The sequence below is a fragment of the Pseudomonas siliginis genome (assembly GCF_019145195.1).
Lineage (GTDB): Bacteria > Pseudomonadota > Gammaproteobacteria > Pseudomonadales > Pseudomonadaceae > Aquipseudomonas > Aquipseudomonas siliginis.
The window spans coordinates 205586-223127 of record NZ_JAHSTW010000003.1 but is presented as its reverse complement, the minus strand read 5'-3'; the positions used below and the strand labels follow the sequence as shown (position 1 = coordinate 223127).

Annotated in this window: 20 protein-coding genes; 9 read left to right on the top strand and 11 right to left on the bottom strand. The window is 57.3% G+C overall.

The features are described from left to right. Positions 1 to 87: 87 nt before the first annotated feature. Together KVG87_RS08480 and KVG87_RS08475 are read right to left on the bottom strand one after the other, a co-directional pair. Positions 88 to 1224 (bottom strand): nickel/cobalt efflux protein RcnA, encoded by a 1137-nt coding sequence (locus KVG87_RS08480; RefSeq protein ID WP_122601587.1) that lies wholly within the window; start codon positions 1222 to 1224, stop codon positions 88 to 90. A gap of 7 nt (positions 1225 to 1231) precedes the next feature. Beyond that, positions 1232 to 1531, bottom strand: coding sequence for a metal-sensing transcriptional repressor (locus KVG87_RS08475; RefSeq protein WP_016774379.1), 300 nt, complete (start codon positions 1529 to 1531; stop codon positions 1232 to 1234). A 513-nt stretch (positions 1532 to 2044) separates the two neighbouring features. Here KVG87_RS08475 and KVG87_RS08470 point away from each other — a divergent pair. Both KVG87_RS08470 and KVG87_RS08465 read left to right on the top strand, forming a co-directional pair. Next, positions 2045 to 2782, top strand: a complete 738-nt coding sequence (locus tag KVG87_RS08470; RefSeq protein ID WP_217850193.1) for a HupE/UreJ family protein — start codon at positions 2045 to 2047, stop codon at positions 2780 to 2782. A gap of 12 nt (positions 2783 to 2794) precedes the next feature. Continuing rightward, complete coding sequence (locus KVG87_RS08465; protein WP_217850191.1) at positions 2795 to 3460, top strand: transmembrane anchor protein; 666 nt, start codon at positions 2795 to 2797, stop codon at positions 3458 to 3460. 70 nt (positions 3461 to 3530) lie between these two features. On the opposite strand, the gene KVG87_RS08460 is transcribed toward KVG87_RS08465, so the two are convergent. Beyond that, positions 3531 to 4505, bottom strand: coding sequence for an AraC family transcriptional regulator (locus tag KVG87_RS08460; RefSeq protein ID WP_367616678.1), 975 nt, complete (start codon positions 4503 to 4505; stop codon positions 3531 to 3533). 191 nt (positions 4506 to 4696) lie between these two features. On the opposite strand from KVG87_RS08460, the gene KVG87_RS08455 reads away from it, so the two are divergent. Further along, the gene (locus KVG87_RS08455) at positions 4697 to 5209 is read left to right on the top strand and encodes a nuclear transport factor 2 family protein (protein ID WP_217850190.1); all 513 of its coding nucleotides are present in this window, start codon (positions 4697 to 4699) and stop codon (positions 5207 to 5209) included. 392 nt (positions 5210 to 5601) lie between these two features. Here the strand turns inward: KVG87_RS08455 and KVG87_RS08450 are convergent, their stop codons facing one another. The 4 genes from KVG87_RS08450 to KVG87_RS08435 all read right to left on the bottom strand — a co-directional run bounded on the left by KVG87_RS08450 (position 5602) and on the right by KVG87_RS08435 (position 8174). Next, positions 5602 to 5904: a hypothetical protein gene (locus tag KVG87_RS08450; RefSeq protein WP_136493570.1), complete on the bottom strand. Its 303-nt coding sequence runs from the start codon at positions 5902 to 5904 to the stop codon at positions 5602 to 5604. 960 nt (positions 5905 to 6864) lie between these two features. Then, on the bottom strand, positions 6865 to 7182 hold the full coding sequence (locus tag KVG87_RS08445) for a DUF7677 family protein (protein WP_034154003.1): 318 nt from the start codon (positions 7180 to 7182) through the stop codon (positions 6865 to 6867). 257 nt (positions 7183 to 7439) lie between these two features. Next, positions 7440 to 7694, bottom strand: a complete 255-nt coding sequence (locus KVG87_RS08440; protein WP_225930810.1) for a hypothetical protein — start codon at positions 7692 to 7694, stop codon at positions 7440 to 7442. Between the two features lie 165 nt (positions 7695 to 7859). Beyond that, a complete protein-coding gene (locus KVG87_RS08435) occupies positions 7860 to 8174 on the bottom strand; it encodes a DUF6966 domain-containing protein (RefSeq protein ID WP_217850187.1) in 315 nt (104 codons plus the stop codon). Positions 8175 to 8449: 275 nt separating this feature from the next. On the opposite strand from KVG87_RS08435, the gene KVG87_RS08430 reads away from it, so the two are divergent. After that, positions 8450 to 9346: a serine hydrolase domain-containing protein gene (locus KVG87_RS08430; RefSeq protein ID WP_217850184.1), complete on the top strand. Its 897-nt coding sequence runs from the start codon at positions 8450 to 8452 to the stop codon at positions 9344 to 9346. Here the strand turns inward: KVG87_RS08430 and KVG87_RS08425 are convergent. Continuing rightward, complete coding sequence (locus tag KVG87_RS08425; RefSeq protein WP_217850183.1) at positions 9320 to 10252, bottom strand: LysR family transcriptional regulator; 933 nt, start codon at positions 10250 to 10252, stop codon at positions 9320 to 9322. The two genes, KVG87_RS08430 and KVG87_RS08425, sit on opposite strands and share 27 nt — an antisense overlap. A 145-nt stretch (positions 10253 to 10397) precedes the next feature. Here KVG87_RS08425 and KVG87_RS08420 point away from each other — a divergent pair, with 145 nt between their 5' ends. The 4 genes from KVG87_RS08420 (at position 10398) to KVG87_RS08405 (ending at position 14430) form a co-directional block, all read left to right on the top strand. Beyond that, the gene (locus tag KVG87_RS08420; RefSeq protein ID WP_217850182.1) at positions 10398 to 11444 is read left to right on the top strand and encodes an SDR family oxidoreductase; all 1047 of its coding nucleotides are present in this window, start codon (positions 10398 to 10400) and stop codon (positions 11442 to 11444) included. Positions 11445 to 11501: 57 nt separating this feature from the next. Then, positions 11502 to 12812, top strand: coding sequence for an NTP/NDP exchange transporter (locus KVG87_RS08415; RefSeq protein WP_217850181.1), 1311 nt, complete (start codon positions 11502 to 11504; stop codon positions 12810 to 12812). An 84-nt stretch (positions 12813 to 12896) separates the two neighbouring features. Continuing rightward, positions 12897 to 13439 (top strand): P-loop NTPase family protein, encoded by a 543-nt coding sequence (locus KVG87_RS08410; RefSeq protein WP_217850180.1) that lies wholly within the window; start codon positions 12897 to 12899, stop codon positions 13437 to 13439. Between the two features lie 88 nt (positions 13440 to 13527). After that, entirely contained in the window at positions 13528 to 14430 is a 903-nt protein-coding gene (locus tag KVG87_RS08405; RefSeq protein WP_024012629.1) for a bestrophin family protein, read from the top strand. 43 nt (positions 14431 to 14473) lie between these two features. On the opposite strand, the gene KVG87_RS08400 is transcribed toward KVG87_RS08405, so the two are convergent. The 3 genes from KVG87_RS08400 to KVG87_RS08390 form a co-directional block, all read right to left on the bottom strand. Continuing rightward, entirely contained in the window at positions 14474 to 14773 is a 300-nt protein-coding gene (locus KVG87_RS08400; RefSeq protein ID WP_041480484.1) for a hypothetical protein, read from the bottom strand. A gap of 112 nt (positions 14774 to 14885) precedes the next feature. Next, a complete protein-coding gene (locus tag KVG87_RS08395; RefSeq protein ID WP_217850179.1) occupies positions 14886 to 15629 on the bottom strand; it encodes a methyltransferase domain-containing protein in 744 nt (247 codons plus the stop codon). Between the two features lie 46 nt (positions 15630 to 15675). Beyond that, a complete protein-coding gene (locus tag KVG87_RS08390) occupies positions 15676 to 16473 on the bottom strand; it encodes a glutathione S-transferase family protein (protein ID WP_225930809.1) in 798 nt (265 codons plus the stop codon). Positions 16474 to 16503: 30 nt separating this feature from the next. Between KVG87_RS08390 and KVG87_RS08385 the strand changes: the two genes are divergently transcribed. Next, complete coding sequence (locus KVG87_RS08385; protein WP_217850177.1) at positions 16504 to 17517, top strand: AraC family transcriptional regulator; 1014 nt, start codon at positions 16504 to 16506, stop codon at positions 17515 to 17517. Positions 17518 to 17542 lie beyond the last annotated feature (25 nt).

Genomic DNA, 17542 nt, shown 5'->3' with positions numbered 1-17542 from the left:
TCAGCCACACGGCGTCGTTTGTCGGGCTGGTTATGGTGGCAGGTGGCGGCACTGAGTGCCGCAACGAAAAGCACCAACACTCCCGCCTTATGCGCTCAGGCCGATCCAGCCATGGAAGCCGACATACAGGCCAACGCCAATGATCAGCACGCTGGACAGATAAGGAGCGCGGCGCGCCACGGTTCCCAGCCACGGCCAGCGATTGGAAGCCTGTCTGGCGCCAATGGCTGCTGCGGCACCGACGGTGACCAAAGTCAGCGCCAGGCCGATGCTGAAACACAGAACGAGCATGCCGCCGAGCGCGACTTCTTTGACTTGCAGGCACAGCAACAGGACAGTGATGGCAGCCGGACAGGGAATCAGGCCGCCAGTCAGCCCGAACATGACGATCTGACCCGTGGTCACTTCGCGGTTGGTGAAGCGTTTACGGATGTCGTTGGCATGAGCACGTTCGTGCGCATCCTGATAGCCATCAATCGACAGCTCCAGGCCTTCCAATTCCGAATGCGCATGCCCGTGATCATGCTCCTGGAACGTCAGGTCGTAATCATGCGAATGCCCGGCATGTCCAAGACTCAAGCGGGCGCTGAACTCGTGCGGTTCCGGAATATCCACCGTCGACTGCAGAAAACCTTCACGCTCGACGAACGCGAACGATTGGCTGCTGCCGTCCGGACGCGTCGTGGTCAGGCGAACATCCGAGGCTGCCCAGGCGTGTCCGCTAAGGGTCTTCAGGCGCCAGTGCGGTGGCATGCCTTCCTCGAAGATCGACAGTTCAACACGGCCATGGCCGGTATCTATTCGGTGCGTTTCATCATGATGACCATGGTCGTGTTCGCCGTGATGGTGATCATCGCTTTGCTCGAACTTGAACATCTGCTCACCGCGCCAGGTACGCCAGAGCATCCACAGGGCAATCGCGATGATCAGTGCAGAGGAAGCAAGCTGGAAATACGGCTCAGTGGTTTCAGCGTCCAGACCTTTGCCCAGGTACATGCCGCCGATGGCGACCAGCCACACCACGGCGGTGTGCGAAAGCGTTGCGGCCAACCCCAACAAAACAGCCTGTTTGACCGAGCCACGGATGGCCACGATGAAGGCCGCCATCATGGTTTTCGAATGACCTGGCTCCAGGCCATGCAAGGCGCCGAGCAGAATCGCGCTCGGGAAATACAGCCAGGCGTGAGCCCCGCCTTGCTGCAACAGTTCAGCGAAATCGGGCATGTCAGACCTAAAGGTACTTGGTGATTTGTTTGAAGGCTTCCAGCGGTGCGCGCTCGCCATTGCCTAGCGCCGAAACGGTATCTTCGAGGCAGTGGTCGATGTGATCCTGGATGAGCGTGCGTTTGGCCTGGCAGATCGCTTTCTCGACCGCATGAAGCTGCTGGGCGATATCCACGCACTGACGCCCTTCTTCGATCATGGTGATGATGCCGCGCAAATGCCCGTCCGCCCGTTTGAGGCGTTTGATGATCGCCTCATGACTTTGGTGGGTGTGGGGATGGCTGTGGTCGTGTTCGTGTTCACTCATGAGTTGAGTCTCAGGGCTCGATGAATTACGCTGGCATCGTATCCCCCCAGGGGGGATTAGGCAAATCGCTTGAGCGCCCGGTCAACGAGTTGAAACCTTTAACGCCATGTACAGCAAAACACTGACAACGACGGTAGTAATCGCGCTTGCTCTCGCCATGTTCATGGCCTGGGTCGGGCATACCTATTCGTTGTCAGTCACCTCGGGGCAGCCAGCCTGGGAGATCGCTCAGGACGTCCATCATTCTCACGGCGAAGAGTCGTCATCCAGTCACTCAAGCTTTTCAGAACACTATCACTCGCCATTGACCCCTGATCATCAGCACGAAACGCCGCAACTCACAGCCGCGTTGATGTTGGCGACATCGCCGATGCCATCGATCCGGGTCGATGCACTTCGACACTCGGTTCCTCTGCCGCCGATATTTTTGATCGAGCGCCCACCTCGCCCTTCGTTCGCATCCTGACCACGGCCGCAATGCGGCCCACGATCATTGCAACGTAGGATTGACCCATGCATTCGCACTCGATGAGCGGCACAGGCGTATTTACTGCGCCTTCGCACCGCCCGCTACCGCTGTTGTTTTTACTTGTCGCTGCACTTTTACTAGGGACACCCGAGGCGATGGCTCACGCTGTTGCGGAAGGCGACAAAGGTTTCATCCAGGAAAGCTCAGGCGTCATGTTGCTGCCGTTCATCTACATGGGCGCCAAGCACATGATGACCGGCTACGACCACCTGCTGTTTCTGTTCGGGGTGATCTTCTTCCTCTACCGCCTGAAGGATGTTGGCCTTTACGTCACGCTGTTCGCCGTAGGCCACTCGGTCACGCTGCTGCTTGGCGTGCTGGCCGAAATCAGCATCAGCTCCTACATCATCGACGCCATTATCGGCTTTTCGGTGGTGTACAAAGCCCTCGATAACCTCGGCGCATTCCAGCGCTGGTTCGGTTACCAACCCAATACCAAAGTGGCCACGCTGATCTTCGGCCTGCTCCACGGTTTTGGTTTGGCGACCAAGATTCAGGAATACGAGATCTCACCAGACGGCCTGATTCCGAACCTGATCGCCTTCAACGTTGGTGTCGAGATCGGCCAATTGCTGGCCCTCAGCGCGATTCTCATTTTGATGGGGTATTGGCGGCGCACCGGCAGTTTCTGGCGCCACGCGTATACCGCCAACGTCGCCATGATGAGTGCCGGTTTCCTCCTGATGGGATTCCAGATCACCGGCCTGTTTGTCTCCGCCTAAGGAATTCTGACCATGTTCAATACTCCGCTTCCAACTGTTAATGAACTGCCCAGCACCCGCAAACTGCTGCGCTCGACCGTCATCGCGATACTGGTCGCCGCCGGCCTTTTGGTGACCGTTGTCATGCCGTCTGAATACGCCATTGATCCTACAGGTGTGGGCCGAACACTGGGGCTTACCCAGATGGGCGAGCTGAAACTCATCCTTGCTCAAGAAGCGTTGGCGGAAGCCGCTGCGCCTCAAGCAACCGCTCCAGCTCCGACTGCAACTTCTGCTCGAGCTCCGGTGCAGCAAGTTGCGCAAGTCCAGCCCGTTCAGAAGCCTGTTGCTCAGCCAGTAACGGCACCCTCCCCGGCCCCGAAGTCCAATCAGATGAGCGTAACGCTCAAACCTGGCGAAGGTACGGAAATCAAACTGGAAATGCTGAAGGGCAAGACTGTCAGCTACGAATGGACAGCCACTGGCGGGCTCGTGAACTACGACACGCACGGCGAGCCCTACAACGGTGAAAAGGGTTACTTTCACAGCTATAACAAGGGCAAGCAGGTCAAAAGCAATAAAGGCGAATTCACCGCGTTATTCGACGGCACCCATGGCTGGTTCTGGCGTAACCGCAGCAACAAGGACGTGACCATCTCGCTGAATACGACCGGCGATTACCTAAGCGTCAAACAGTAGTCCGGAACACATTGAAAACGAGGCGGCAAATGCGGCCTCGTTTTTTTCTGCGCGAAGAAAAGTGCTGGATTCAAATTCCACAAATGTCCGTGCGCAGCCGCCAGGCGTCTTTCGCCGGTGGCATGCCGAACAGACGGGCGTAGTCTCGGCTGAACTGCGAGGGACTTTCATAACCGACTGCATATCCCGCCTCTGCGGCATCGACCGCGTCGGTGACCATCAGCCGGCGTGCTTCCTGTAGCCGCAACTGGTTGCGAAATTCCAGCGGGCTCATCGAGGTGATCGCCTTGAAATGCGTGTGAAACGAAGAACGGCTCATGCCGGCGATTTCGACGAGTTCATCTATTCGACACGCTTCGTTGTAGTGGCTGCGCAGCCAGGCAATGACCTTGGCGATCTGGTTCAAGCGGCTGTCTGCTTGTGCCATCTGCCTGATGATGCTGTTGCCGTTTTCGGTTAGAAGGCGATAAAGCATTTCGCGAATCACCAGCGGAGCGAGCGCTTCGATATCCCGTGGCCTGTCGAGCAGCCCCGCGAGTCGAACCGCAGCATCCAGCAGTTCTGGAGTCGTATCGTTGAGCGTAATGCCTGCCGGCGGTGCACTGACGCTCTCTTCTCTTAGCGGATGGCGCAGCGCAAGTTCACTCAACACAGCGGTATCGAGATCCAGCGCCAGGCACAGATAGGGAACAGCCTCACTCGCCTCGATGACCGAGCCCATCACCGGAAGGTCTACCGATGCAACCAGATACTTGGCAGGATCGTAAACATAGGCGGTAGTACCCAGCATCGCTTGTTTACGTCCCTGAGCGACAAGGCAGAGCGTTGGCTCGTACACCACCGGCATAGGCATCGTGGGCGTAGCCGAGCGAATAAGGCTGACACCCGGGATCGCGGTGCTGTGAATGCCGTCATCCAGGACGTGACGACCAACGATATCGACAAGCTTTGAAAGGGAATTCAAACACAACTCCATAACGTGACGATGCGGCGGATAGGCATCTGGTATCGGATGATCAAGCAAGAAATCAGGACGATCCTGCAACAGCCCTCCTCCGCTCGTAAGTCACACTTCAGATGAAGCCCAGAGGTACTGCCGGCCACACCCGCGCCGATTCTTTGCCAAAGCCCCATATAGAGCAACGGCGTGAGGGAACGCAACTAGCGGCTTACAGATAACAACAACGGCCCAGCCAACTCGACGGGGCTCATCGGATAGATTAAGGAGCACAGGAAATGACGCTTGTTCAACGCCTCTCTACAGCGCTAGCACTAGTCCTCACCGTTCTCATTGCAGGGCCGGCGCCCGCCGTGGCCAGCGAACCGACTACGGAACGCAACCGCCAATTCATTGCGCAAGCGTTCAACCAGTGGGCTCAGGGCGGCCGGACGTTCTTCACAGATGTCCTGGCTGCCGATGTGATCTGGACAATCAAGGGGACGAGCCCTTCGGCAGGTACTTATCGGGGCCGAGACGACTTCCTGAAACGCGCAGTCCAACCCTTCGCAAAACGGCTCGCCTCGCCCGTCCGCCCGACGGTGACGGATATCTGGGCTGAGGGCGATGACGTCGTCGTGCACTGGGACGGCACCGCCACCGCAGCCGATGGCGCGCCTTATCGCAACAGCTACGTATGGATCATGCGCATGCGAAATCTCCAGGCAGTTGAAGTCATTGCCTTTCTCGATCTGGTGCCTTACGACGACGTTATCAGGCGAATTCCGCTTGAAGCTGGCGATGTGGAATAGATAAGCCTGCCAAGATCGGCTGAAGGATCTGCTTGCGGGAGGCTGCAAGATGTTGCGCAGGTGGACATGTCGTCGAATGTCGGCTTTCGGCCAGAAGCGGACAGTCTCACTGGGACTGGGCTGGTATCCCTGAGGCTCGAAAGCATCTATGAAACTCGGGGCGATTCAGTGGCCGGGAATTGTTGACCACTACAGTTGGCCTCGATACTCAAATTGCTCGTGTGTCTTAATCTCTGATCGATCTTCGAACCATGAGCGGGCTATTGCCGCAGTAGACGCCATTTAGTGGCGAAATACCTCTGCCGAGATTGGCATGATAAAAGCTCTAACGTTGAAATAAACGGCGTTGCGTAGCAACGTCCGGCGCCGAAGGCGCGAACTTGATTGGCATGTTATGCATTTTTGCTGCTCGACGTAAGCATTACAAGCTGGCCTGCATATGCTGCTTTTGAAACCTTTGAAATGAAATTAGGGCCAACGCCCTCAGCAAGAAATTCTATTTCTTGAAATTCTTCGCTTACGACGGTGGCTCGCAATGATTCTGTGATTTCTGAAGAGAGCGCAAGCCAGCTTGTGGCGACATGCGATTGGCTGCAAGAGATGCAGCGCAAAAAATAACTGCCATGCTGAACGAATGCCCTTAGATTTGAAGACGTGCAAAACTCACATTTTAATTCGATACGTCGCTCAGACATTGAATTTCCCCTGTAATGCATGACGCGCAATTAAGAGGCGCGCTGAAAGCGCGTCCCGTCGAGCGTGCTTGAATGCCTTGCTATGCATTCCTTCGCCGAGTAACCGGGAAGACAAATGGCTTTTCTTGAGTTAAATTTATTTCGTTTAGCTTGTATTTAAACCCAATATCACTACAACTAAATTGTCGAATTAGATTTTTTGCTTCAATATCGCTTAGCTCGTAATTCCAAGACTGAATTATAGGGCCACCTCTAACTTTATCGAAACCATACTTTTGCCCAAGGCTACGGTGATAGTATTTTCAATCTCTGCAACCCAGAAACAATCGCCAATTGATCTAAAAGCCGCATGTAAATGAGTTGCTTTTCTCTTTCCCGTGAGGCCGCTCTCCATATATCCGACAGCGCCCTTTTTCTTTAATGTAGAGTAGCGGCTTTTCTTACCATGGCTTCGCAGCCTTGATCTCAACCCCTTAGCTGTGCCCACGTATCATGAGTTCAGTTCAAGCTTCAAAATATAGACATACCAATTTCTAATTTCTTCACTCATTTTCCGGAATCAAATTGTGCATAACGATTAAGCTAATTCGTCTGAGACAGTACTCGATTCGCACTGAGCGTGTCTATTGCAAGTGGGGTACGCCGCACGTCAGGAATAGGTCTGCTGAGGTCGAAGCGTCTCATGCAGGTGTCTACCGGAGCGAGGAGTAGCCCAAAACGTCCGCTTTTGGCCGATTCTGTTGAAAAAGTCGGCCACGGTTACCACGGCAGAAAAGTAAGCGCCTGAGATTGAAATCTTCACTTTGGGCAGAGGCTTCCAGGCTCAGATATCACGTAGCAGCGTGTAAAAAAGGCGTTTTCGCCGGCCAATATTCAGGCCATTTGGGCGAACCGACTTTTTCAACAGAATCGGCCAATAGCTGCCATTCGGCCCTCGTATCTGCGAGCTAAAACAATGTCTTAGCGTCCGAGTGAGGGCGGCCCATATAACTCAGTTTCCCAGTCTTCAAGAGGCGGTTTTACTTTGAAAGATGGGTCGCAGTATGACCTTAAGTAGTCAGTCGCTCTCCTTTGGGCGTAGGTGAAATTGAGCACGTTGCCTTCACCGTCCATCTCTATGACGTTCGCGAATATCGCGAAGACCATCTCAATTGCACTCGGCTCAGAGCCATAAATGTCGATGTACTCCACGTTTTCAAGCATGTAGTGGCTTCCACTTGCCATGTAGTACGCAAACGTTCGGAGTGCTCCACTGAAATCATTACTCAGCTTCTTCATGTACATTTTCTTTTAGTAAATGTTCTGGATTTAACTGCTTCATAATCAAGCATTGGCTTTTTTTGCCGTTTTATTGTGGTCGAGAAAGGCCTGAACCGGCCAATGAGCATTAGCAATCGATTGCTGACAGTCTGCTTATGGCCGATGTCTGCCCGTCGCGAAGGGCAGACATCGACCCAATGCTGTCTGTCGCGACCGCAGGCGATTGCGGCCAGTAGCGAAGAACTGCCCGATCTTGTATTAATTTCTTAGCCAATTCAGCCAGAGCGTTCCAGGGACTTCGGATCGAATGACACATTCGCCAGACTTTGAGCATCAGGCACTGGCAGCCATTCAGCAGTGGTGGAGTCGATTTCGCGCAGAGTGCATTGCTGGGGGCCGGACCAGGACAGTTCTATGTAGGGGCCTTCAAGTACTTCGTTCGCTATTAACATCTCGACTTCGTCGGCAGGTCCCGGGAGCATGCCTCCGACAGCAATGGGCACGCGCTGACGCAAAAGGATGTTGAGCATGCACAACAGCTCGGCATGTGATGTGTAATGCACTCTGTGCTCCCCGACTTCCGTGTAGGCAAACACCAGATCGCCCGATACTGAGTCTACGGAGCTGATCAAAGTGAGATGCGCCGGTGGCCGGCCTGACCCCTTTGAATAACGTAGTTTGATAGCCGCGCCCCTCTATATATTTCGCTTTATGAAATCGGAGAGCTTCGCGGCTTCATTGCGTAATTCGTCGAATCTTTCGTTTAGCTCAACATGGCCCGGCTTCCAGCAAAGAACGCCATTGTCATGGCTTTGACCAAGAATGAGATCATTGAATGAGCCCATTCCGCCATAGGCTGACTGTAGGTACTCAATTCCGGAGTAATCAGACTCCATTAAGCGTGCTCTTGCCTTACGCATCCACAGGCTCCAGTGAGTATCTCCATCGCTCTCAAGCATTGCTGCAAGCTGATCAAGAACGCAGATCAGTTCTTCGGTTTTCGGTCCCATTTCTTAACATCCTTCAAGTGAAACACGGTATGGGAAGTAAGTCCCGCTGCCGAGTGTTTCTTGTCAGTCTCGCTGCATAAGCTACTGTTTCGCCATCAGGTTGTCCAAGGGCCGCTTTTGGCCGATTGCTGCCCGTCGCAATGCGCATCTTGCTGGCAGACGATGCAAATGAACAACGACGACGATCATGGCAGATCAAAAACCTGACAGCCCCGTAACCCGTCCAGACAAGTTATTGTGTCGAGCCCTCGCTTCGTCAAAACCAAGGAAAGCCAATGCCCAGCTCACTTGTATTGAATGGCCAGGCTCACCAGCTCGACTACTCAGACCCCATAACCCCATGGTGGAGCTTTACCAAAACAGTGTTTGCAGCGACCGCGCTTTCATTGGTACGTGACGGTCTGATCGAACTGGACGAGCCAGTTCTCAACCAGCCTTTTACGCTGCGTCAGTTGCTGCGGCATGAGGCAGGCCTTGCCGATTATGGCGAACTGGCTGAATATCACGCCGCCGTCGCTGGCAATGAGGACGCATGGCCGGTGATTGAAATGATGCAACGTCTTGAGGGTGCGCGACTTCGATACAGCCTCGGCACCGGATGGCGTTACTCGAATGTTGGTTACCTTTTCGTCGTGAGACTTATTGAACAGCTCACTGAGCTGACGCTTGAAGAGTCCATCCGCCGACGCGTCTTGACCCCATTAGGTCTTTCGAGCGTTCGCTTCGCTAAAACGCGGGCCGATTTGAAGGAATGCCAAGGTGGAAATACGTTGAACTACGACCCCGCCTGGGTCTATCACGGCTTGCTGATTGGCCCCCTCTCGCAAGCAGCGCTATTGCTGGATCGACTCCTCGCCGGCCAACTCCTTCCCTCGACGTTGCTCCAGGCAATGCAGACAGCAAAACCCTTGGGCGGGCCGATTCCAGGACGTCCATGGATCGCTCCGGGGTACGGCCTCGGTTTGATGCAGGGTTCGATTGAGGGCGGATTGATCCTGAGCGGACACACGGGTTGCGGACCCGGCAGTGTCATTGCCGTTTACCGAGTCTGCGATGGCAACGCATCAGCCTGTTGCGCGGGTTTCGAGATGGGAGCCAATGAAGGTGCCGTTGAAGCCCACGTCGTCCAACGATTGATGCAGGCCTTACGACACGGCGCTGACAACGCCTGAGTTCTCTGCCGGCTGCCCTTCCCCCCGCAAAAAATCCACAAACGCCCTCAGCGGCGAAGGCATATGACGGCGGCCATGGTAGTAAAGAAACGGACCGTCGAAGGCCTGCCACCAGTCCTCGAGAATCGGCACCAGTCGACCATCGGAGAGCGCCTCGCGCAGGAAGTCCTCGAAGGTATAGACGATGCCCAGTCCGTTGATGGCCGAGCGAATTTTCAGATCGTGCGACGACGTCAGCAGTTGCCCCTGAGGCGGGATACGTACGATACGGCCGTCTCGATGGAACTCGAATACGCCGACTTTGCCACTCTCGAACCGATGGCCAAGCAGGTCATGGCCCGGCAGTTCTTCGGGGTGAGTGGGCGTACCGCGTTCAGCCAGATAGCGCGGGGCGGCCGCTGCAACGAAGCGTTGGCGACGCGGGCCGATGGGCACGGCGATCATGTCTTTGGCCAGGCTCTCTTCATAGCGCACGCCGGCGTCATACCCGCCAGCGTTGACGTCGACAAAGGTGTTGTCCATGACGACTTCGACACTGACCCCTGGATAAAGGCGCAGAAAACGCGCCAGCAGGTCGGGCAACAGAAAGCGTGCCACCGGCACTGGCACATTGAGCTTGAGCGTGCCGACCGGGCGCTGAGCGTCGTCGTCGAGATCGTTGAAAGCGGCGTCGATTTCTTGCAAGGCCGGGCGCAGGCGCTCGAGCAATCGTTCGCCGGCCGCCGTCGGCGTGACGCTGCGCGTGGTTCGATTGAGCAGGCGCACGCCCAGGTCGCTTTCCAGCCGACGCATGCAATCGCTCAGCGACGAGGCGGACAAACCGCGTTTTTGCGCGGCAGCACGAAATCCCCCCGCCTCGACCACCGCAGCAAATATCGACACATCGGTAAGGTTTGGTTTACGCATGAACGCTTCCTCCGCAAGCGGCTGACTGTACGCCATGCCGTACGGGCCATCCACCAATGCCCGACTTATCCTCGCGCATTCGTACACCGATACTGCTCACTCGCCCCGCCAAGCGGGAACCTGTCACGCGAATGAGAATCCCCCGATGAGCCATTCACCCGCTACGCCGAGCAATACCGCGACCCAACGCATTCTCAAGGCCGCCCGAACGCTGTTCGCCATTTCCGCGATGGCCGGCACACTGGCTGCGCAGGCGACTTCCCGAACGGAGTCGAAGCCGGACTGGTCAACCCACGACATGCCCAGCCAGAAAGGCCGCATTGTGCTGGTGACCGGGGGAACCAGCGGCATGGGCTATGAAGACGCGCTGGCCCTGACGCGCGCCGGTGCCGAGGTGATCATCGCCGCACGCAACGCCGAGCGCGGCCGCGAAGCGATCACGAAGATCAAGCAAGCCGTGCCCGAGGCGCGCGTGCAATTCGAAACGCTGGACCTTGCCAACCTGCAATCGGTGCGCGACCTCGCCAACCGTCTGCAAGGGCGCCTGCCGAGGCTCGACGTGCTGATCAACAATGCCGCGATCATGTCGCCGCCTGTCCGAGGCGTTTCCGCCGATGGCTACGAGATGCAACTGGCGACCAATTACCTGGGGCATTTCGCCTTGACCGGCCTGCTGATGCCCCTGCTACGCAAAAGCGACGATGGTCGGGTGGTCAGCCTGTCGAGCATCGCCGCCGGGCGCGCAAGCCTGAACTTCGATGACCTGCAGGCTGAGCGCAGTTACGACCCTTTCGCCAGCTACAGCCAATCGAAACTGGCGGTTCTGAAGTGGAGTATCGAGCTGCAGCAGCGCAGCGATGCCGCCGGTTGGGGGATACGCAGCATCGCCGCGCACCCCGGCGTTGCCGTGACCGAGCTGATCGCCCGGGGGCCTGGCCTGGACAGTCAATTCGGCAAACAATGGGCGGTAGAGCGGGACCTGTATCATTCCGCAGCGCAGGGCGCGCTGCCCACGCTGTATGCAGCCACGGCGCTTGAGGCGGTTGGCGGCGCCTACTACGGCCCCACCGGTGATAACGAAAAGCGCGGCCCGCTGGGCTTCGCCAAGATGCCGCCGGCCGCTGCCGATCGCTCGAATTCGGCCACACTGTGGCAACTCTCCGAGCGACTGACCGGCGTCACCTACCGCTGACCGCCCGGCACGGGCAGGCTCCGTGCCATTGCCCCGCCACTCCCACAGGAGCGCAACATGGATATGTCTCTTCTCGCCCACCGCGCCGGCGCCATCATCAATGCAGAGGCTCACGAGCTGCGCCCTGCGCTCAATGGCTTTCTGCTGTTCGTCTGCCTGTTCGCCGGCTATTTCATGCTCCGCCCGATCCGCGAATCGATGGGCATCACTGCCGGCGTCGAGAACTTGCAGTGGCTGTTCACCGCGACCTTCCTGGTCATGCTGGCGGCCGTGCCGCTGTTCGCCTGGCTCAGCGCACGCGTGCCGCGCCTGCATTTCGTGGACTGGGTGTACGGATTCTTCTGCACCAACCTACTGTTGTTCGCCGCCTTGTTCCTCGGCGAAGAAAGCCCGTGGCTGGCGCGCGTGTTTTACGTGTGGATATCGGTCTACAACCTGTTTGTCGTATCGGTCGCCTGGAGCCTGATGGCCGATGTATTCGACAGTGCCCAGGCCAAACGTCTGTTCGCGTTCATCGCGGCGGGCGCCAGCGTCGGCGGCCTGAGTGGCCCTGCGCTGAGCGCCTTGCTGATCGGTCCGCTGGGTGAGTCCGGCCTGATGCTGCTGGCCGCTGTTCTGCTGGCCGCTGCGATGTGGTTCAAACGCCAGCTGATGCGCTGGCGTGAACGGGGTGGCGCAGGACGCCCCGATGCCGCGCCGAGCGAAAGCCCTCGCAGGCCGTTGCCCGGCAATCCGTTCAGCGGTATGACGGCCGTTCTGAAATCACCCTATCTGCTCGGCATCTGCGGTTTTGTGGTGCTGCTGGCGACAGTCTCCACCTTCCTTTACTTCGAGCAGGCACGCATCGTCGCCGAACACTTCCCGGACCGCGAGGCGCAGGTGCGCGTGTTCGGCATCATCGACTTTGTCGTGCAGGCGGGCGCCCTGCTCTGTCAGCTGTTCATCACTGGACGCCTCGCGCAAAGGCTCGGCGTCGGCGTGCTGTTGGCCATGGTGCCGCTGGTCATGTGTGCCGGGTTTATCGGGCTGATCTTCGCGCCCAGCTTTGGCCTGATCGCCGCGCTGATGATCGTGCGCCGCATCGGTGAATACGCCTTCGTGCGTCCAGGCCGAGAGATGCTGTTTGCCCCGCTCGATGCCGAAAGCAAGTACAAGGCGAAGAACTTCATCGACACCGTGGTCTACCGCGCCGGCGATGCCATCAGTGCCTGGGCGAAAAGCGCGCTGGACGCCCTCAGCCAAGGTGCAGGCATGGCAGCGCTGGTCGGCGCGTTGTGTGCACTGCTGTGGGGGCTGCTGGGATGGCGGCTCGGCGAGCGGGCGGACCGCCGAGCCAGTGTGGCGGGAGCGCGGCAAAACCCAGCGTAGCGTTCAACGGTCATTGACTGAGACAGGCATTGCCGTAGAATCGCCCGCCCAAAAAATCAGCTTGCAGAGCGAGAAGGAGCTTCGATGCAACGGGTGATGATTGTTGGTCAGCCTGGGTCTGGCAAAAGTACGTTGGCGCGCAGGCTTGGTGAGCGCACGGGGTTGCCGGTCGTGCATATCGACACGATCCATTGGCAGCCAGGCTGGATCGAGCGAAGCCCGGATGAGAAGACCCGACTCTGCCTGGAAGTCGAGGCGCGTGATCGCTGGATATTCGAAGGTGGCCATTCGACAACTTGGGAAAATCGCGTCGCCCGTGCAGATCTGCTGATCTGGATCGATCGTTCGCCACCGCTTCGATTCTTGCGCGTCCTGCGTAGAACGCTGCTCAACCACGGTCAGTCTCGCCCCGACTTGCCGGAAAACTGCCCCGAACAGCTGGCGAATCTGCCGGAGTTTCTAAAGTTCATGTGGCGGACGAGAAAAACCTCGCGAGCCAAAATGCGCCAATTCGTGTCAACGGCGCCATCGGTTTGCCGGGTGGTTCATCTGCGGTCGAATCGAGAGACGAGGATTTTTCTTGAAAGCATTTGCCCTGCACAGGGCCAGACTTTGCAGACTGACTGACGGCTGACCGCCCCACCAGGGAACTGCGGGTGCATGGCATCGTCCGAGCTTAAGCGTTTAAGCAAACTGCTCGCCACGAGGTTTCCGTTTGAAAGCTGCCATCGTCAAAAAATACCGTCTGATCATCAAGACCCTCGGCTACGTGGGCTGGTCTTTGTTCTGGTTGCTGCTCTGGGACATCGCCGTCACCGTCGACTTCATGCTGTTTCTCAACGCCAAGCTGAACCTGCCGTTGATGCCGCTGACCTTGCTCGGTTCGGCGTTGATCGTGTTGATCAGTTTTCGCAACAGCAGCGCTTACAACCGCTGGTGGGAAGCGCGGACGCTGTGGGGGTCGATGATCAACAATTCCCGCAGCTTCGCCCGGCAGGTGCTGACGCTGCTGGACGACGCTGGTGGCGAGGTGAACCCGGTCAAATCCACGCTGTTGCGCCGCCACGTGGCCTACGTGAATTGCCTCGCCGCGCACCTACAGGGCCAGCCATGTCCCGACGAGGTGCGCGCGTTTATTCCCGCCGAAGAATTCGCCCGCAGTGGCACAACCAATAACTTTGCCAACGATATCCTCACCGGCTCGGCGACTCTGCTCGCTCGCGAATACAAGGCCGGGCATCTGGACAGTATTCGCCTGGCGCGGCTCGAGTCGACCCTAGTGGATCTGTCCAACAGCCAAGGCGGCATGGAGCGGATCGCCAATACCCCGCTGCCCTACCCTTATGTGTATTTCCCACGGCTGTTCATTTCGCTGTTCTGCCTGATCGTCCCGATAGGTCTGGTGGAATCCCTCGGCTGGTTCACGCCGCTGGCGTCGACTGTGGTCGGGTTCATGCTGCTGGCCATCGAGCGCATCGGCACCGATCTGCAGAGTCCGTTCCGCCACAGCGAACACCAGATTCAAATGGAAGCGCTGTGCGAAACCATTGAAAAGAATTTGCAGTCGATGCAGCGTGATTCGTTGGGGGATGTACGCAGGGTTGAGGAGCCCGCTTGAGGCGCTGCTTTAGCAGCAGAGCTTTTCATCAGATGCGGAGCGGCTATTGACGAGTGTCCGCCTCCTCGGCCGGATAAAACTCGCCCTGCTTGCCCATTTCTTCCAGTCGTTCGCGCGCTATCGCCTCAACCCGGGCCACTGCGTCTCGATCGTCAGGGTCAACCAACTGCAAGCACAGGCGGCGAACATTTTGGTCATGGGTGCCCTCGCTGAGCATTTCGTGGGTGAAGACTTGCTCTCCACGCCACAGGCATAACTGGGTATGAGTCCCGCCGAGCCATATCTCGTTGATTGATTCAAGATCAGTGGTTGCCAGTTGATCCACGGTGATTGTCTTATCCATTGCGCCGTACCTGTAAAAATGTTCGTAGACAGGTACGACTAGCGGGCACAGTGGGTCGTTCCAAGCGTCGCACTTTCCCACCGCATCCGCGGTATATCCTCCTCCCAAAACGTCAATTTTTCCGAGCCCAACTCCCAAACATCACATCACCGACGTAGATACCCGAAGAAGCTGATCGCTCCTGATCCAGACGCGTCTGCAACGTTTCAATGTCGACCTCCTCTGCACTGGCCACCCCTAACGCAATGATTCGCGGCAAGCATGCTCGAACGATGGCGCCAAGGCTGTACGGCGTATCAGGCGTTTGTACCAGGCACTCGGCTCGCACGCTTTCAACGGTCAAGCCTGCCTGAGTGAAAATGCCGTGCAGGTTGAACCCGATGTGCAAATCCGCTCCTTCGCGAGCAAGCATTTGCTGTAACCAACGTTGCGCTCTTGCATGCAAAGGGAAAGGCTCGACGCTGGCAGGCGCCATCGTCGTATCGTGTTCCTGGAAGACCATGATCCCGCCGGGACGTAGACATCTCGACAGCGCTCGGATCGTCGCCACCGCATCCGGTTGATACATGAGGACACGCCTGCCGACGATGGCGTCAAAACTGCCGATAGAGTCTGGCAATTCCAAGAGGTCTCCCTCAAGAAAGGTCAGCGCATGTCCTGCGGTGCGCTGGCGTGCAACGGCAATGGCAGCGGCATCGTGATCAACGCCGATGATCTCCCCGCCTCTTCCCACGAGATCACACAGCAAAAACGAAACATCACCCGAACCGCAACCTACGTCCAGGATTCGCATCCCTTCACTAACGCCCGCATCGATCAGCAAGCGTGTGGTGAAATCGAGTCGGTTGAGCGGCATTATCAAATTCCCTGAGTTTTCTGAAAAATCATGGCAGGCGCATAAGTCATCTGGCCCCCAACAGCGCTTCATCCTTGGCCACCGCACGTTTGTAGGCGTCGCGGCTGGTCAACTTCTGGACATAGGCGAGAAACGCAGGCCTGGGCGGCAAGGTTTGCAAGCCTAACCCCCAGCCAATGTGGGAGCCAACATAAACGTCTGCAGCGGTGAAGCGTTCCCCGGCGATAAACGGATGCGCCAATACCGCGCGCTCAAGCTGATCGACCGTGCGCTCATAGCTTCCGTAGCCAAAGAAAAACTCCTGATCCGGCGTCGGGTTGAAACTGGCGCGGTAGTTGGTGACCGCCTGCTCCAGCGGCCCCGCAGCGAAAAACATCCACCGGTAATAAGCGGCGCGCTCCGCTGCCACCGGGACCAGCCCGGCTTCGGGAAATGCCTCCGCCAGGTACGCACAGATGGCGGAAGTTTCTGTTATGGTTTGCCCGTTATGCACCAGGGCCGGGATCTTTCCCATCGGGTTCACGTCGCGAAAAAAGCCGACACGCCGATCATCAGCATCGGCCATCGTTGGCACTGCCAGCGCAGCACCGCCCCAACGGTCAGCCTGACTGCTCGACTGGTAATCCATGATCACCGTCTCATACGCGCAGCCGATTTCTTCGAGCATCCAGCGCACCATGCGCCCGCGAGAATTGGGGTTGGTATAGAAAGTCATTGTCATCGTGAGCTCCTTTTGGCTCGGTGTGTTGACGACAATGGTAAAAGCGAAGCGGTATGAGCCTGTGGGCGCCTTCCGCCAGAATACTTGCAGAACGCGCCATTGGCGGCGCATTGCATCACGCATCACCGCTATCCTGCAGTTCGGAGTCTGGAAATGCCGCACCTTCACACCAGCGCCGAGCGGTGTAAATTACCCAGGGTATTCTGGGAATCAATAGCGCAGCTGGGACTGGATCCCTCGTTGATTGAGCAACATGCTGAACTGCCCCATGACCTTTATCTGAACGAATCGACCTTTGTCAGCACACAGCAGTTGTTCGCTGTCTGGAACGCCATTGAGGCGCTTTCGGCAGATCCCGCTTTGGCGATAAAAATGGTTCGCGACACGCCCAGTGCGAAGCACAAAATGGCGTTCATCACGGCGTTATATGCTGCTGATTATCGCGACGGACTTGCGCGGTTGGCGCGCTTGCAGCGCCTGTGCAGTCCCGACAAATTATCCATGGTCGAGCACCAGAACACTGTGTCATTCACGATTCAGTGGCCATCCGGCACGGGGCCTGCGCCCTATCTTTCAGTGGAGGCGTGTTTTGCCTTGGTACTGGAGCTCGGTCGACGAGGCACCGGAAAACACATCACGCCTATGTCATTGAGCTTGCGGCGGCCAAAGCCACCGCTGGAAACTCACTCGGATTATTTCGCCTGTCCCATCAACTACGGCGCCAGCCATGACGAGATGATCGTGAGCGCCTCTGATCTTGAGCGGCCGTTTCTGCACCACAATGCGCAGGTGCTGCACATGATGAGCCCCGGCCTCGATGCCGCATTACGCGCAATCGAGGCGCCGGTTGGCTTCTGTGAGCAGGTCATTGAAATATTCAAGCGCACGCTGGCGAACGGACGGCCAAGTTTGCAACACCTCGCCAGAGAACTGTTGCAGAGCGAGCGAACCTTGCAGCGCCGTTTGGCGTCCGAGGGCACGACCTTCAACGCACTGCTCAACGAGGCGAGGCGTCAAGTGGGGTTGCACCTGCTGGCTGATAAGAGCCTGGAGCTCAAAGAGGTGGCGTATCTTCTTGGTTATGACGACGTCAACTCTTACTATCGGGCCTTTCGGCAGGTGGAAAAGGTTACGCCCAGTCAGTGGCGTCGTTCTTTCAATACCTGATATGAACCAGGCGTGAAGCAGCCGC

What these genes read in the sequence shown, in the direction of transcription:
- KVG87_RS08480 (WP_122601587.1), bottom strand. Translation starts at nt 1,224, where the DNA reads ATGCCCGATTTCGCTGAACTGTTGCAGCAAGGCGGGGCTCACGCCTGG.
- KVG87_RS08475 (WP_016774379.1), bottom strand. Translation starts at nt 1,531, where the DNA reads ATGAGTGAACACGAACACGACCACAGCCATCCCCACACCCACCAAAGT.
- KVG87_RS08470 (WP_217850193.1), top strand. Translation starts at nt 2,045, where the DNA reads ATGCATTCGCACTCGATGAGCGGCACAGGCGTATTTACTGCGCCTTCG.
- KVG87_RS08465 (WP_217850191.1), top strand. Translation starts at nt 2,795, where the DNA reads ATGTTCAATACTCCGCTTCCAACTGTTAATGAACTGCCCAGCACCCGC.
- KVG87_RS08455 (WP_217850190.1), top strand. Translation starts at nt 4,697, where the DNA reads ATGACGCTTGTTCAACGCCTCTCTACAGCGCTAGCACTAGTCCTCACC.
- KVG87_RS08450 (WP_136493570.1), bottom strand. Translation starts at nt 5,904, where the DNA reads ATGTCTGAGCGACGTATCGAATTAAAATGTGAGTTTTGCACGTCTTCA.
- KVG87_RS08445 (WP_034154003.1), bottom strand. Translation starts at nt 7,182, where the DNA reads ATGAAGAAGCTGAGTAATGATTTCAGTGGAGCACTCCGAACGTTTGCG.
- KVG87_RS08440 (WP_225930810.1), bottom strand. Translation starts at nt 7,694, where the DNA reads ATGCTCAACATCCTTTTGCGTCAGCGCGTGCCCATTGCTGTCGGAGGC.
- KVG87_RS08435 (WP_217850187.1), bottom strand. Translation starts at nt 8,174, where the DNA reads ATGGGACCGAAAACCGAAGAACTGATCTGCGTTCTTGATCAGCTTGCA.
- KVG87_RS08430 (WP_217850184.1), top strand. Translation starts at nt 8,450, where the DNA reads ATGCCCAGCTCACTTGTATTGAATGGCCAGGCTCACCAGCTCGACTAC.
- KVG87_RS08425 (WP_217850183.1), bottom strand. Translation starts at nt 10,252, where the DNA reads ATGCGTAAACCAAACCTTACCGATGTGTCGATATTTGCTGCGGTGGTC.
- KVG87_RS08420 (WP_217850182.1), top strand. Translation starts at nt 10,398, where the DNA reads ATGAGCCATTCACCCGCTACGCCGAGCAATACCGCGACCCAACGCATT.
- KVG87_RS08415 (WP_217850181.1), top strand. Translation starts at nt 11,502, where the DNA reads ATGGATATGTCTCTTCTCGCCCACCGCGCCGGCGCCATCATCAATGCA.
- KVG87_RS08410 (WP_217850180.1), top strand. Translation starts at nt 12,897, where the DNA reads ATGCAACGGGTGATGATTGTTGGTCAGCCTGGGTCTGGCAAAAGTACG.
- KVG87_RS08400 (WP_041480484.1), bottom strand. Translation starts at nt 14,773, where the DNA reads ATGGATAAGACAATCACCGTGGATCAACTGGCAACCACTGATCTTGAA.
- KVG87_RS08395 (WP_217850179.1), bottom strand. Translation starts at nt 15,629, where the DNA reads ATGCCGCTCAACCGACTCGATTTCACCACACGCTTGCTGATCGATGCG.
- KVG87_RS08390 (WP_225930809.1), bottom strand. Translation starts at nt 16,473, where the DNA reads ATGCGTGATGCAATGCGCCGCCAATGGCGCGTTCTGCAAGTATTCTGG.
- KVG87_RS08385 (WP_217850177.1), top strand. Translation starts at nt 16,504, where the DNA reads ATGCCGCACCTTCACACCAGCGCCGAGCGGTGTAAATTACCCAGGGTA.